The sequence below is a fragment of the Prosthecobacter gellanilyticus genome (assembly GCF_007992435.1).
Taxonomy (GTDB): Bacteria; Verrucomicrobiota; Verrucomicrobiia; order Verrucomicrobiales; family Verrucomicrobiaceae; genus Prosthecobacter; species Prosthecobacter gellanilyticus.
The window spans coordinates 1-14642 of record NZ_BKAG01000084.1 but is presented as its reverse complement, the minus strand read 5'-3'; the positions used below and the strand labels follow the sequence as shown (position 1 = coordinate 14642).

11 protein-coding genes are annotated in these 14642 nt (G+C 59.3%); 4 read left to right on the top strand and 7 right to left on the bottom strand.

Annotated features, from left to right (window positions below; genetic code table 11):
• Positions 1-154: 154 nt before the first annotated feature.
• On the top strand, positions 155-1408 hold the full coding sequence (locus tag BGE01nite_RS27830; protein ID WP_146856051.1) for an MFS transporter: 1254 nt from the start codon (positions 155-157) through the stop codon (positions 1406-1408).
• Between the two features lie 36 nt (positions 1409-1444).
• Here BGE01nite_RS27830 and BGE01nite_RS27825 read toward each other — a convergent pair whose 3' ends face one another.
• From BGE01nite_RS27825 to BGE01nite_RS27805, 5 genes are all read right to left on the bottom strand, one after another.
• Positions 1445-2143, bottom strand: coding sequence for a hypothetical protein (locus tag BGE01nite_RS27825; RefSeq protein ID WP_146856049.1), 699 nt, complete (start codon positions 2141-2143; stop codon positions 1445-1447).
• A gap of 90 nt (positions 2144-2233) precedes the next feature.
• Positions 2234-2413, bottom strand: coding sequence for a hypothetical protein (locus BGE01nite_RS27820; RefSeq protein ID WP_146856047.1), 180 nt, complete (start codon positions 2411-2413; stop codon positions 2234-2236).
• Positions 2414-2559: 146 nt separating this feature from the next.
• The gene (locus BGE01nite_RS29190) at positions 2560-4743 is read right to left on the bottom strand and encodes a DUF6600 domain-containing protein (RefSeq protein ID WP_170267122.1); all 2184 of its coding nucleotides are present in this window, start codon (positions 4741-4743) and stop codon (positions 2560-2562) included.
• Between the two features lie 259 nt (positions 4744-5002).
• Entirely contained in the window at positions 5003-5665 is a 663-nt protein-coding gene (locus BGE01nite_RS27810) for an SGNH/GDSL hydrolase family protein (protein ID WP_146856045.1), read from the bottom strand.
• Between the two features lie 21 nt (positions 5666-5686).
• Positions 5687-6082, bottom strand: coding sequence for a hypothetical protein (locus tag BGE01nite_RS27805; protein ID WP_146856043.1), 396 nt, complete (start codon positions 6080-6082; stop codon positions 5687-5689).
• 164 nt (positions 6083-6246) lie between these two features.
• Between BGE01nite_RS27805 and BGE01nite_RS27800 the strand changes: the two genes are divergently transcribed.
• Both BGE01nite_RS27800 and BGE01nite_RS27795 read left to right on the top strand, forming a co-directional pair.
• Entirely contained in the window at positions 6247-7341 is a 1095-nt protein-coding gene (locus BGE01nite_RS27800; RefSeq protein ID WP_218033120.1) for a serine hydrolase domain-containing protein, read from the top strand.
• Between the two features lie 41 nt (positions 7342-7382).
• Positions 7383-8492, top strand: a complete 1110-nt coding sequence (locus BGE01nite_RS27795; protein ID WP_174770067.1) for a serine hydrolase domain-containing protein — start codon at positions 7383-7385, stop codon at positions 8490-8492.
• Positions 8493-8518: 26 nt separating this feature from the next.
• Here the strand turns inward: BGE01nite_RS27795 and BGE01nite_RS27790 are convergent, their stop codons facing one another.
• Positions 8519-8878 (bottom strand): DUF2237 family protein, encoded by a 360-nt coding sequence (locus tag BGE01nite_RS27790; RefSeq protein WP_146856039.1) that lies wholly within the window; start codon positions 8876-8878, stop codon positions 8519-8521.
• Positions 8879-8905: 27 nt separating this feature from the next.
• Entirely contained in the window at positions 8906-9322 is a 417-nt protein-coding gene (locus BGE01nite_RS27785; RefSeq protein ID WP_146856037.1) for an ester cyclase, read from the bottom strand.
• Positions 9323-9601: 279 nt separating this feature from the next.
• On the opposite strand from BGE01nite_RS27785, the gene BGE01nite_RS27780 reads away from it, so the two are divergent.
• The gene (locus BGE01nite_RS27780) at positions 9602-14629 is read left to right on the top strand and encodes a GDSL-type esterase/lipase family protein (RefSeq protein WP_170267121.1); all 5028 of its coding nucleotides are present in this window, start codon (positions 9602-9604) and stop codon (positions 14627-14629) included.
• Positions 14630-14642 lie beyond the last annotated feature (13 nt).

Genomic DNA, 14642 nt, shown 5'->3' with positions numbered 1-14642 from the left:
ATCTCTAAAGCTGGGAGCGGAGAGACGGAAGCGTGCCTGGTCAGTGCCGTTGGCCATGCATCCAGCCTTCCCTTCCGGTCATGCTCAGGTCAAACATGCGCATGGTTTAACCTTTGCCGCGCCAAGGCGCTGTGATTAAACGGACCTCCCAACCATGACCGCCCTGCCAGCCTCCGCTCCGATCTCCACCTCACGCATGGCCTGGATGGCTGTGGCGCTGCTCTTTCCCGTGGCGCTGCTGAACTATCTGGACCGGCAGATGATTGCCTCAATGAAGGCATCCGTGATGGCGGACATCCCCAGCATCGGCAGCGAGGCGAACTGGGGCTACATGCTGGGACAGTTCAAATGGGTGTATGCATTCTTCAGTCCCATCGGCGGCTACATCGCAGACCGCTTCAGCCGAAAACTGACGATCTGTGCCAGCCTGTTGGTCTGGTCTGCAATCACCTATTTCACCGGTCATGTGCAGGACTATCATGATCTGCTCTGGGCACGCACGGCCATGGGTGTGAGCGAGGCATTCTACATCCCGGCAGCACTGGCCTTGATCGCTGATTACCACACGGGAGGCACTCGCTCACGTGCGGTGGGCGTTCATCAGACCGGTATCTACTGCGGGGTGATGATCGGGGGCTTCGCGGGTTATGTGAATGAGTGGCCTGACTTTGGCTGGCGCGGTGCGTTCGACTACACAGGGCTGGCAGGCATCCTCTATGCAGTGCCCTTGCTTCTGCTGCTCAAAGACGCGCCACGTCAGGCGACAGACATTGCCACACCTGGGGTCAAGCCATCAGTAGGCACTGCCGTGAGAGAACTCCTCACCAACCGATCCTTCATCCTGCTGGCTTTGTATTTCACTCTCCCGGCCCTGGCAGCATGGGTGGTGCGTGACTGGATGCCGGCGATCCTGCAAAAGGAGTTTAACATCAGCCAGGGCAAGGCTGGTGTGTCTGCCTCTCTTTACTGGCAGGCGGCGGCGCTGGTCTCTGCCATGCTGGGCGGCTGGCTTGCAGACCGGTGGATGCGCCGCAGTCAGCGTGGTCGCATTCATGTGAGCGCCCTGGGCATGCTGCTCATCGTGCCGGCCCTCTTTGGCGTTGGCAATGCACCCGCAATGCACTCCTTCACCCTTGCCATTGCATCGCTGATCCTGTTCGGCATCGGCTGGGGATTCTTTGACGGCAACAACATGCCCATCCTCTCCCAGATCACCCGTCCCGAGCTGCGCGCCACAGGCTATGGCATCATGAACTTTGTCAGCATGAGCTGGGGTGGTGCGGCAGACTGGGGATTCGGAGTCCTCAATGACCGCCATGTTCCGCTCAATGTGACCTTCGGCATCTTCGCCAGCCTGTGCATCGTTTCGGTGCTGCTGGTGCTGATGATCAAACCGAAGGAGAACTGACTCTTTGCGAGCCAATGACTCACGAACGATGGGCGATCACGCCCCCTGCTTCTTCTTCGGTGGCTTGCCGGTCTTCGGCGTCTTGGCGCTGCTGGAGGAATCAGAGGCCTTGATCTTGGCGAAGACCTTCTGAGCGTAATCCGAGTTCTGTTCCTGAGTGAATTCAGGATGCTTCTCCATCCGTGCTCTGACGAGGTCCCTGAACTTGTCACGGGCGTCTGGAGACAGTGATGCATAGAGCTCGCGGCCTTTGTCGCCCAGCAGCGAGGAGGTGCGGAATTTGGTGCCATCCTTGCCTGAGCCGGAACCGGCCAGCTGAGACTTCGCGCTGCCTTTGCCGCCCGGTGCGTTATTCATCTCCTGGCCGTGGTAATGCATGGTGATGGTCTCGGGTCCCACCATCATGGCGATCTGGGTGTTGCTCGGATCAGTGCCGGGTTCCGCCGCCAGCAGGCGCCAGCCAAGTTCGTTAGGCTGTTCCGTCACGATCAGGCTCTGCTTGGTCTGCTTGTTCAGCACGGTGGCGACTGGATGCCCATTGATGTAGGCCACGCCGGTCAGCTGCAGCGTGTTCTCCAAATTCACGGAGCGGGTGAAGGGCGACTCGCTCAGCAGCGAATTCGCGAAATTGAAATCCAGCGGCTGCGGCAGATCTGGATCCACGGCCGGAGGTCCTTCCGCGTGAAGACAGGACACGGACAGAAGAAAAGCGCTGATGCGAAGAAGTGACTTCATGGGGGTGGTGCCCCTGAAACGAAGGCATCACCGTCCTTTATCATCAAAAACTGGGGGAGCTTGTGACGTCGCACTCCCGATGGCCTCACCTCAAGACTGCGCCTTGGATTCGCCGCCATCTTTGGATGAAGCGTCTTTATCTGCCTTCTTCACCGGTTGCGGAAACTTCGGCGCTGGAATGAAGCCGCCCTGGCCACCGGCCCAGCGGCCAGAGGCATTTTGATTGTTGAAAGGTCGTGGCGCCCGGTTGTTGATCTTCTGACTCCGCATGGATTTGAGGCGGAGTGGATAGCCTGGGAAGCACACAAATCAATGGCGGCATGGCGTGACATGACATCATCCCCCAACAACGAAGCGGGTGCTCATTAGAGCACCCGCTTGATCAGCATTCGGTGATTTGGAAGCGCCGGGTTAGATCAGCGCTTCTCTTTCTTCTGGGGACCCGGGCCTGCTGCCTTCGGCGCAGGAGCTGGACGGGCAGCCTGGGGTGCCGGGCGCGGAGCCGGGGCCGGACGTGCCTGTGGCGTGGGTCGTGGTGCCGGAGCGGGCCTTGACACCTGGGGCACCGGGCGCGGTGCTGGAGCTGGACGAGCCTGAGGCGGCGGCGAGGACCTCACCTGGGGCGCAGGACGTGCCTGGGGAGTGGGCAGCGGCCTCGCTTTGGAAGGAGCCTGGGACCTGATTTCAGGAGTGCGTGGCATTTCCTTCCTTGGCTGAGGGACGGCTGATGGGTTCTGCTTCGGTTGCGGCATCGGGCGTGGCTCGGCACGGCGAGGCTCAGGCTTCGGCATCGGAGCTGTCTTCGGCGTCACATCGGGTGTCGGCATCGGTGCCACGCGTGGCTTCGCCTCAGGAATCGGGTTTGGCAGGGCGCGACGAGTTTCCCCCTTCGGCTCGGGCATGTCAGGACCAGCTTTTGGCGGACCCTTTTTACGTTCTGGCATGATGCTGCCGCCAGGAGCTGGGGAATCAGGAGGAGCCACGCGACGAGGAGGTGTTTCCTCGGGGGTTGTGGGTCCGGCTTTCGGCCTGGAGGGCATGCCTGGAGTCTGGTCTGGCAAGACACGTGGATTCACGTCAGGACGGCCCTCGCGATCACGCTTCGGCTGTCCGTCACGATCAGGAGGTCCTTTGCGGTCCGGCATGATGCCATCAGGACCACGGCGGTCCAGCGGTCCGCCCTCACGGCCAGGGAGGCCCTTGGCACGGTCACGATCCATATCAGGAGCAGGTGCACCGCCTTTGCGATCCACACCTTCTGGCAGACCACGACGGTCCAGCGGTCCGCCTTCGCGGCCGGGAGGTCCTTTGCGGTCTACACCGTCTGGAAGGCCTTTGCGGTCAGTGGGGTCAGGAAGACCTTTGCGATCCACGCCATCTGGACCCTTGCGGTCGGCGACGCCGTCACGGCCCTTCTTCGAATCGCCTGGGGGCTGATCCTGCACTCGGCCAGGAACATTACGATCTGCCATCGGAGGCAGTCCTTTGCGAACCTCCTCATCCCGCGCGCCACGTGGGTCACCTGGACGCCCGGCAGAACCCAGACGGCCTTCACCCGGGGTGCGGTCCAGTTCCTTCGGCGGAGTCTGGCCAGACACCACCAGCGGTGTCTTTTCTGGCATCTTGTCCGGGCTGATCTTCTGCAGTTCTTCGCGATTACGTTCGCGGAGACGCTCAGCGAGTTTCGAATCGCCGACATCACGCCAGCCGCGGTCCACTTCGGGACGCTCGATGTTGTCACGCACACGACGTGGCTGACTTGGAGAGTCATCCCTTCTCACGGAAGGAGCTGCCACGAGCAGGTTGTCATTTTCAATGCGCGAGAGATTACGGAAGTCTCCTGGACGGCGATCACGGAAATCGCGGCCATCACCACGGCCGTCGACCCAGTCACGACGGAAACCATCATCATCACGGCGCAGATTCAGACGGCGGATCGGGCTGCCACCGAGACGTTCGAGACGACTTGGATCGGGACCACCGACAAAGATGTTGTTCACCACATTGTTGCGATACGTGATGTTCGTCACATTCACCGAGTTATCGATGTAGGTCACATTGCGGCTGCGATCCACAATGTAGGGTCTCAGCGAACCCTGGGAGGCAAACCTGTTCACTGGCACGAAGTTATAATACGACGGACCCACATCATAGTAGCTGTCTGTCCAGGAACTGAAGCCTGTGTTGGCATACCAGCGGGCTTCCGGCGGCAATGGTGCCCAGCCCACATGGTTGTCATTTTGTCGCCATGAGACCCAGGCAGGAGCCCACTCATAACCGGGGATCCAAGACCAGCGACTATTCAGACGGGCCCAGCGTCCATAGTGATAGGTGGCCCAGCCGAAGTCCTCATCGGAGATCCAGGTCCAGCCGGCATCGGTGTAGGCCCAGTAGCCATCCGAATAAGGTGCCCAGTCCGGTTGTCGGGAGGCAACGGGCTGCCAGATGTAGCCGTAATTGGGTGTGTAGACCCAATCACCATAGGGGTCCAGGGCATCGTAGAAGAAGCCCACGGAGACCGACACATCAGCTCGCGCTGATGGTGCCGGCGCTGTGATCGCCAGAAACGATGCACAGAATAACAAGACAAGGTGTTTCATTAGAGTTAGGGGTTGGAGTTCAGTGGTTCAGACGCAGTTCTCGAAATGAAATTCGGAGCAGGTCGATGTTTCGGTCCCACTTTCTTGCGCAGAAATCCGACCAGACCGAAACACCCTCGCAACACGTTGATTTTCAACACAACGCCACTTCGACCAAGACACCCTTCATCATGCAAGATGCATGGGCGTCATGCAAAATGAACATGCCCTGCAAGGGAATCACCTGACGCGCCCATCAGGCAAAGTTTGTTATGCCATGTCATTCGGCGCGCGTCTTCAGCCAGCCTCGCATCTTGACTGCCATCACGTGTGCCATGGCTTCATTTCCCACGGCATCAGGATGCACACCATCCTTCATCAGCGAGGCATCCGGCACCACGTCAAAGAGGCTGACGAACTCACTGCCCGTCTCCGTCGCAAGCTTCGCCAAGGCATCTCCCAGAGCGCGTAGATTGGCTTCACGCTGATCACCGATGGGCTTCGTCGGACCGAGTGCTGATTGATTAATATTGGTTGGGCCGACGAGCAGCACGGGCAGCGCTTTGCCATAAGCCTCACGCGCCTTATCAATCATCGCGCGCACATTCTTCACCGCCTTGGGCACACAGCCAGGCGTGACATCGCGAGAGTCGTTCATGCCGAGAGCAATGACGAGCGCGTCCGTCTTCGGCTGGCGTTTGAGCATCTCCGCAAACTCATTCACACTGGCCGTGGGACGGCCTCCCTTCCCTTCGTTGATCAGGATCAGAGCGCCTGCAGATTCCTTCTCCACAAGCTTCACCCACAGCTTTTCCCTCTGCTCTTTGGGCAAGGCACCGCCCGCGGTGATGGAGTCACCAAACACGATGACAGTGCGCGGAGTCTGCGCCAGGGCGAGGCAAGGCAGGAGAAGGCACAAGGCTAGCAGAGGACGATTCATCATGGACATGATCACAGCAGTGATTCATCCACCAGGCAAGAGCGCAGGCTGATGACGTGTCTCATGCTCAGCCTCTTCCATCGACTCCAGATCTTCAGACGAAGAAATAAGAGGCCAGATGTGGAAGCCGCCTGACCAGTTTCCCGGAATGTTCCAGGTGCCCCAGATGCCCGGCACAGGGCCTTCGCGAAAGCCGCGGTAGAGGACCTTGTGGCCATCGGGATAGGCTTTCACCCAATCCGCCTCTTTGCTGTCCTCATCATAGGAACCTTGGATCTCAAAGCCACCGCGTTCATCCTGTCCACCGCCGCTCATCCGGCCATTCTGAAACATGAGCAGCAGATCCTGCGAGCCGCGTTCGCCAGTCGGGTATTGATAGTAGCCCGTCCAGGGACCTGATGGAAAATCTTCAGAACTCATCCGCGGAGAAAGGGTTCACATGCGCCCGCAGTTTACCATCGACTCACCCTCTTGGCGAATAGCACCTGTAGAAATAGCCGATAGCTCGACACCGGCAGGAGTTCTCACAGGCAGTCGCTCCTTCCTTCCCACACCCGCGAATGAGACCCATCTTTCTATCCCTCATGATGAGCGCAGCCCTGTGCGCTGATGACAAAGCCGAGCCAAAACCACTTCCATCGACCGAACAGGAAAAGGTCAGTGATGGCTGGGAGAACGCTTCACCAGGCAGCCTGGGGCTCAAGACGGCACCGCTGGAGGAGATGCTGCAGAAGCTCAAAGACGGCACCTACAAGAACATCCACAGCGTGCTGCTGGTGAAGAAGGGCAAGCTGGTGCTCGATGAGTATTTCCGCGGCACGAATGCGGAGGGAAACAGCCAGGAATTCGGCCCCGATACTCTGCACACCGTTCAATCCTGCACCAAGAGTGTGACCTCCATCCTCATCGGCATCGCCATCGATCAAAAGCTGATCCGTGGTGTCGATGAACCCATCTCCACGTTCTTCCCGAAGGAGGCCGAGCTCTTCAAGGATGACAAGAAAGCGGCCATTTTGCTGAAGCACTGCCTCTCCATGTCAGCAGGTCTGTCGTGGAATGAATCAGGCATCCCCTACACCGATCCGCGCAATGATGCCATGGGGCTGAACAAGAGCCGTGATCCTGTGCGCTATGTCTTTGAGAGATCTGTCACCGGAGCTGCGGGTGAAGAGTTCCTCTATCATTCAGGCATCTCCATCAGCCTGGGCGAGGCGCTGCATCATGCAGCAGGCATGGACGTGGATCTCTTTGCGGAGAAGCATCTGTTTGGCCCGCTCGGCATCACGCGCTTCCGCTGGCCCAAGACACCCAGCGGTGCGGTGCATACCGGCGGCGGACTTTGGCTGCGACCACGCGACATGGCGAAGCTCGGGCAGCTCTTCCTGAACAAGGGACGCTGGGGTGATCAGCAAATCGTCAGCGAAGCCTGGGTGCGTGAATCCACGAAGCAGCAGGTGCCCTATCGCGGCTATGGCTACCAATGGTGGGTGCGCAATTTCCGCACGCGCGACCATTTGATCGAAGGTTTCGCGGCCCAGGGTCTCGGCGGCCAGTTCATCATCGTGCTGCCTGATCTTGAGACGGTCGCCGTCTTCACCGGCTGGAACGTCGGCGCGCTGACGGAGCAACCTTTCGACATGCTCCAGCGCTACATCATTCCTGCTGTGGATGTGAAGTAATCCGTCGCGATCGTCCGTTCATCCAACTTCCCCAATCCATCATGAAACTTCGCCTCCCTGCCCTTCTCCAGATCACCACGGCGCTTTGGCTCGCGGCCATGCTTCCCGCCACTGCGGCTGATCCTCTCCCACGCAGCACACCAGAAGCCCAGGGCGTGTCGTCAAAAGGGGTGATCGGCTTCCTTGAGGCCGTGGACAAAATCAACACGCTTCACAGCTTCATGATCGTGCGGCATGGTCATGTCATCGGTGAAGGCTGGTGGAAGCCGGAAGCTGCAGACAAGCCGCATGTGCTCTGGTCCCTGAGCAAGAGCTTCTGCTCCACGGCAGTCGGCCTTGCCGTGGCGGAGGGCAAGCTGAGTGTTGATGATCCCGTGCTCAAGTTCTTCCCGAATGAAGCACCTGCGGAACCCTCCGAGAACCTGAAGGCCATGAAGGTGCGTGATCTGCTGAGCATGTCCGGCGGTCATGATGTGGAGCCCAAAATCCCCAATCATGTGGCCACGGCGAAGGAGTTCCTCGCGCAGCCGGTGCCGCACAAGCCGGGCACACATTTCCAATACAACACGTATGGCACCTACATGTGCTCCGCCATCGTGACGAAGGTCACCGGCCAGACCGTGCTGGAGTTTTTGAAGCCGCGCTTGTTTGAGCCTCTGGGCATTGAAAACCCGGTCTGGGATGCGAGCCCGGAAGGACCGTCACTCGGTGGCTACGGCCTGTATCTTCGCACAGAGGACATCGCCAAGTTTGGCCAGCTCTACCTGCAGAAGGGCAAGTGGAATGGCAAACAGCTCATTCCTGAGGAATGGGTGGCACAGGCCACCAGCAAACAGGTGCCTAACGACAAGGCTGGTCACGCCAAGATCGGCGTGGACTGGCAGCAGGGCTACGGCTTCCAGTTCTGGCGCTGCACGCACCATGCCTTCCGTGGCGATGGCCGTGCAGGGCAGCTCTGCGTGGTGATCCCGGAGCAGGACATGGTGGTGGCGATCACGGCTGATGCGAATGCCTTCCAGACGGAGATGAACGCCATCTGGGACAATCTGCTGCCAGCATGCGGTGACAAGGCACTGCCTGAAGATGCAGCCTCCCAGGAGAAGCTGAAGCAGCTGAGCTCCGCGCTCGTGGCGCATCCCGCGAAAAAATAAAAGCACCTGCCACGCGAGAGCCAGGCTCACACAGCGCGGTGAGCCTGCAGCTCCTCCAGAGACACAAACTCCAGCGCATGCACATGCGTGGCTTCCAGCACCACGGGGGGCGCCTTGCCTGCGGCCAGCGCCTCAGCCCAGCGGCTGACGCACACGCACCACTTATCACCTGCCTTCAGACCTGGGAAATCATACTCCGGCAGAGGTGTGGAGAGATCATTTCCGCGCTGACGGGTGTAGGTGAGAAATTCATCCGTCATCACCGCACACACGGTGTGCAGACCGATGTCATCCGGACCTGTCCGGCAGTAACCGTCACGATAAAAGCCGGTCACAGGATCATTGCAGCAACCTTGCAGAGGAGTTCCGAAAACGTTTGATGGCATGAGAAGATCAGATCAAAAAAGAGAGAGTTAGGCGGCAGCGGCCATGCGTGAGATCAGACCGTGCAGATTCCAGCAGTCACCACCTTCAACGATACGGCCGTCACGCACCACCAGCCATGACACGCCGCAGAACTCATGGGGCTGCTGCGTCGCCGTGATGCCAAAGTTGTCTCCCTGATGCGTGCCTTTCGCCTTCCAGCGAACAAAGACTTTCTCCCCCTCGGCCACAGTATCCAGCAGCTCGATGCGCATGTCAGGGAAGGTTCGGATCAGATCACGGAAGAAGTTTTTAAAATCCTCGGGGCCATGGCTTTCCACACCGCCCTCATGCGTGCCGTGAGCATCCGGAGCCATGAGTTCCGTGATCGTGGATTCATCACGCTCATTCCAGATTCTCTGGAACCATTGCGTGGCGACCTGACGAGGGGTGAGAGGTTGGCTCATGCCCGCGAGGTTGCAGGTTTGCCGCACAGCTGTCAAATCTCGATGAGCGGTGATGCTTAGCCATTCTTTGAATCATTCTTTATTGCAATTCTAGAAAGCTTCACTCGGGAACGTCATTTGCGGGAGGTCTTGTAGAAAAAAGACAGTGTGAGCGGGTGGCGTAACCAAGACTCACGAAGGCATCCTTCAAATAGTCTGTTCAGATCGTCGGGACCGTCTGTTTATGGCCTTGGACTGATGAGGTCGCAACCACCCTCGCTCTCCAACCAACAGCCCCCCATGCTCAAGCGATCCAGCCTCGCCGTCTCGTGCCATCTTGTCTGCGCGTCACTCCTCAGTTCAATCCTTTTACTCTCGCCGCCGAAGGTCCAGGCAGATCCACCCGTGGTGACGATCATGCCGCTGGGAGATTCCATCACGGTAGGTTCTGGAGGCACAGCCAATCTGGGTGGCTATCGAGGCACTCTCTACACGCTGCTGACGAACGCAGGATACACACCTGACTTCATCGGCACGCAGACGAACAACAGCAGTCTGCTCACGGATCAAAACCATCAGGGTCAGGGTGGATGGCGCATCGATCAGATCGACACGAACATTGAAAGCTGGTTCAACAGTGTCGTGGATCCTGATGTGATCCTGCTGCACATCGGCACGAATGATTTTGGGCAGGACTACAATATCAACACGGCCGCGAACCGGTTCGATGCGCTGATCTTGAAGATGGCCACGCTGCGTCCAAACGCACAGATCATCGTCACGAATCTCATGGAGCGCGACGCGGCAAACAACACGGAGATCGTCAATCTCTTCAACCCGCAAGTGCCGGGCATTGTCACCGCTCATGCGAATGCCGGGCGGAAGGTGACCTTCCTGGACATGCGCGCCGCCGTGCCGCTGTCTGACATGCCGGACCAGTTGCACCCTAACCAAGCAGGTTACGACAAGATGGCCAATGCCTGGTTGCCTGCCATCCAGGCCGTGGTGCCTCCGCAAGGCGTGGCTTATGCGCCCTACGTGCAGTTTACGCGCAGCCCGCAGAGCCGTGATTCAGTCACCATCCGCTTCAGCAAGCCGGTGGCGGACAATGCCGCGGACATGGCAAACTACAGCATCACCGGGCTCGCCATCACGGCGGCCAGCCAGAGCGCTGACAAGCGTGAGGTGACCCTGACCACCGCTGTGCAGACAATCGGTACGACCTACACGCTTACCATCAACAACATCGTGGACCGGCAGACAGTGCCGATGGTCCTGCCAGCCAACACCACGGCAACATTCACCCCTCCACTACCGCGTGGCTATGCGGCGAATGTGCCGGAGTCCTCAGGATACACCCTGGTGCAGTCGATCGACCTGCCCCTGCAGCCCGGCTATGGTGCCACGACGCCGGTCTATCCGGTGGATAACCGCGCCTTGATCGCCGGTTATGACCGTGTGGCCTACTATGTGGAGCTGGAGAAGCCTGACGGCACTTTTAGTTATGCCTGGGTGTCCATGAATGCATTCACCAATGACATCTACAAGCTCGGCATTCCCACTGTTGCGTCCGGCGCCATTTTTGAGCAGGGAGTGACGAGCATCAATGTGGCATCGAACGTTCCTGGAGTATTGCAAGGAAACGGCATGGCCGGAAACATCGAGTTCTGGCCCACGAACTACACGGAGACCGCCAACAATGGCATTGGTGGCAGCAGCACGGCCGGCACGGGCTTTGACTTTGACGACACACGCTCCACGACCGGCACCTTTGGTTCGATGCAGGTGCATAACACCACGGACAAGAAGACCATTTTTGCCATCAATGACTGGGGCAGCGCCTTACCAACCCCGTCGGTCGTGGAGATCGGCATTGGCAACCAGCCGACCGGCAGTCCGGACTGGACACACTCAAACAATGGGGACTCTTTTACCTCCCGAAAGCTCTATGTCCTGGTGCGTGCCTCCATGGACTCCGTGGCTCCCACCATCGTCTCCGCCACAGCCTCCAATGGCCGTGCACGCGTGTATGTGGACTTCTCCGAGCCGCTGCTGACGCAGACGGTGGTGAATGGAAACTTCACACTCAGCCATGGCGTGAAAGTGCTGGCGACGGAACTGAGCAGCAACAAGAGGAGAGTCGTTTTAACAACGAGCCTCATGCCTGCGGGCCAGACGGTGACACTGACGGTGAACGGTATTCGTGACAACTCCCCGTCCGCCAATGTGATCGCACCCAACACCACCGCCACGGTGACCCTGCCAGGCCTGCCAGCCGAGGTGGCGAGCAGTGTGGGCACTGCGGCGAATGGTTATCAACTCGTCTACACCATCGACCTGCCGCAGGTGGGGAATCTGAACGCGCTGGGCAGCAAGGCCTACTCCTGGGATGACAGCGCGGCCACGCAGCCCATTTCACGCGTGGCGTATTACCTGGAGACCCAGAAGCCAGGAGCCGCGGCCCAGTATGTGTGGGTTTCCATGAAGACCCTCACCACCGACCGCAAGAAGATCGGTGTGCCGACTGCCGCCTCTGGAGCCGTGTTCCAGACCATCGTGGAAGACATGGAGGTGCAGAGCAACGTCGCAGGCATCACCACCGGAACTGGCATCACCACGGGCAACATCGAGTTCTGGCCTACAGATTACAGTGTGGAGAATGGCATCAGCATTCCCAACGGGGACATCGCCAAGTATGACTTCGGCGACACCCGTAAAACCACGGGCAGCTTTGGCTCCATGCAGATTCACAATCACGGAGCCTCGCAGACGCTCTTCGCCATCAATCACTGGGGCGCTGATGGCAATGCCCTCGACGTTGGCATCGGCAACAACACCACGGCGGTGCCAGACTGGACGAGTGCCGCGAATGCCGGAACCTACTACAAGCGCCGCCTGCATGTCCTGGTGCTTCCCGTCGCCACGCCCGCTCTGCCAGCAGAGGTGGTGACGGCAAACATCGCAGATGCCCAGGGCTACCATCTGGTGTATTCGCTGAACATTCCGGACCAGGGGAACATGGTGCCGCCAGCTTACACGGTAAACAACAGCTCGCAGATCGGCCCATTCACCCGCGTGGCCTATTTCATGCAGCTTCAAACCGGCACGAACACACCTGAGTGGGTATGGACTTCCATGGATGCCTTCACCACGGATCCCACACGCATCGGTGTGCCCACAACAGCCTCGGGAGCGGTCCATCAGAGGATCGTGAACAACATGAACGTCGCCTCGAACAAAGCCGGCATCGTGACTGGCACCGGCATCACCACCGGGAACATCGAGTTCTGGCCGCACTCCTACTCGGCCCCCAATGCCATCAACATCCCCAACACCACCAGCGCCACGGTTTATGATTTTGGTGACACACGCAGCACCAGTGGCACCTACGGAAGCATGCAGATCCACAATCATGGCGCATCGCAAACTTTGTTCGCCATCAGCAACTGGGGCACCGCTGGAAACGCGATCAACAAGTTTGGCATCGGCATCGGCAATAGCGCGGTGCCGGCAAATCTGGACTGGACCTTCGCGGCGAACAGCCAGTCCTTCAGCAGCCGGATCCTGCATGTGTTCGTGCTTCCGGGAGACACGGACGTCACGGGTCCCGCGATCCTTCACGCGACTGGCGCATCCACTCTGAACCAGGTGTCCATCACCTTCAATGAACCGGTGGCGGAGACAGACGTGATACCAGCTAGTTTCAGCATCGCCGGTCTGACCGTGACCGAAGCGCGTCTGCTGCCAGGCCAGCGTGAAGTAGTCCTGAAGACATCCGCCCAGACACCGGGCACGGCCTACACGATCGCCGTCAGCAACGTGAAGGATCTCACCGCCCGAGGCAATCCCGTGGCCGCCGGTGCAGCTGTGGGCTTCACCAGTTTTACCACGCCGGCGCTGATCTCTGGCATTCCACAGGCAGCCGGCTACGAGCTGGTTTACCAGGTGGCCATTCCAGCCCTGCGTCCCGGGTGGAATGCGAATGCCATTCCCTACAGCGTGGATGAGCCCAAGTTCCGCAGCCTGCAGTTCGATCGCGTGGCCTATGTGCTGGAGCTGGATAACAACTGGATCTTTACCTCGTTTGACCGGCATACATCAACCCTCAACAAGGTCGGTGTTCCAACGCTGAACGTGAGCAGCACTCCCTTCCAGATGAACGTGAGCAATCTCACCGTGGCCACGAATGTCGCCACGGGCATAACGACAGGTGATTTCCCCACCGGTGGCAACATCGAGTTCTGGGGCGGCAACTACAACGTGGTCAATGCGCTGAACATCCCGAATGCGAGCGCCACGACCTATGACTGGGGCGACCGCATGGATGCGGGTGGCTACGGCAGCCTGCAGGTTCACAACTATGCCCAGTCGCAGGTTCTGCTGGCCTACAACAACTGGGGCACTGCCGCCGGTAGCGCAGGCGATATCGGCATAGGCAGCCAGCCGACGGGCCATCCCGACTGGACGACGATCGCCAACGCCTCGAGCTTCACGAAGCGCAATCTGTATGTGCTGGTGCGCCCGGGTGTCTCCCCGATCGGTGATGCGCCCGTCATCATGGCATCCCCGGCCTCACGCACGGTGAATCCAGGTACCAGCACGACCTTTGCCGTGACACTTCAGAGCAACGTTGGAGTCACATATCAGTGGCGGAAGAACCTGGCCCCGATTCCGAACGCCACACTGCCCTGGCTGGAACTAACCAACATTGCCGGAACGCAGGCCGGTGACTATGATGTGGTCGTCACGGGCGAAAACTTTGTCAGTGCCACCAGCGCCACCGCCACGCTGACCGTGACAAACTCCGCACCGACCTTCGGCGGCTATCAGTTCAGCACGCCGATGAACACGGCGGCGGTGATTCCTGCGTCTGACATCCTGGACAACGCCATCGACGCGGATGGTGATGTCCTGATCGTGGGCAGTGCCGGCCCAGCCAGCACCCAAGGTGGCAGCGCCGCCCTGGCTTCAGGCAACGTGACCTATGTGCCCGCCAATGGTCACGTGGGTGCGGACAGCTTCATCGCGGTGATCCAGGATGGTCGTGGGGGCAGTGTGAATGGAACTGTGAACGTCACCGTGATCGGGACGACTCTTCCCTCTGACAATGGTGCCACGATTGGACGTCGTGCTGATGGCAAGATCGACCTCGCCTTCAAAGGAACCGTCGGTGCGCAGTATCTGATCCGCAGAAGTCTGACCTTGGCTCCTGGAAGCTGGAGTACCGTGTCGACTGTGACTGCGGGTGATGATGGTGTGGTGCCGTTTGTGGACCCCACACCACCCGTGGGCCGCGCGTTTTATCGGATTGAGTCGGTGGTTCCGTGAGCGAAGGCGCGAC

Coding starts and splice junctions, on each gene's coding strand:
- BGE01nite_RS27830 (WP_146856051.1), top strand. CDS start 155: ATGACCGCCCTGCCAGCCTCCGCTCCGATCTCCACCTCACGCATGGCC.
- BGE01nite_RS27825 (WP_146856049.1), bottom strand. CDS start 2,143: ATGAAGTCACTTCTTCGCATCAGCGCTTTTCTTCTGTCCGTGTCCTGT.
- BGE01nite_RS27820 (WP_146856047.1), bottom strand. CDS start 2,413: ATGCGGAGTCAGAAGATCAACAACCGGGCGCCACGACCTTTCAACAAT.
- BGE01nite_RS29190 (WP_170267122.1), bottom strand. CDS start 4,743: ATGAAACACCTTGTCTTGTTATTCTGTGCATCGTTTCTGGCGATCACA.
- BGE01nite_RS27810 (WP_146856045.1), bottom strand. CDS start 5,665: ATGATGAATCGTCCTCTGCTAGCCTTGTGCCTTCTCCTGCCTTGCCTC.
- BGE01nite_RS27805 (WP_146856043.1), bottom strand. CDS start 6,082: ATGAGTTCTGAAGATTTTCCATCAGGTCCCTGGACGGGCTACTATCAA.
- BGE01nite_RS27800 (WP_218033120.1), top strand. CDS start 6,247: ATGATGAGCGCAGCCCTGTGCGCTGATGACAAAGCCGAGCCAAAACCA.
- BGE01nite_RS27795 (WP_174770067.1), top strand. CDS start 7,383: ATGAAACTTCGCCTCCCTGCCCTTCTCCAGATCACCACGGCGCTTTGG.
- BGE01nite_RS27790 (WP_146856039.1), bottom strand. CDS start 8,878: ATGCCATCAAACGTTTTCGGAACTCCTCTGCAAGGTTGCTGCAATGAT.
- BGE01nite_RS27785 (WP_146856037.1), bottom strand. CDS start 9,322: ATGAGCCAACCTCTCACCCCTCGTCAGGTCGCCACGCAATGGTTCCAG.
- BGE01nite_RS27780 (WP_170267121.1), top strand. CDS start 9,602: ATGCTCAAGCGATCCAGCCTCGCCGTCTCGTGCCATCTTGTCTGCGCG.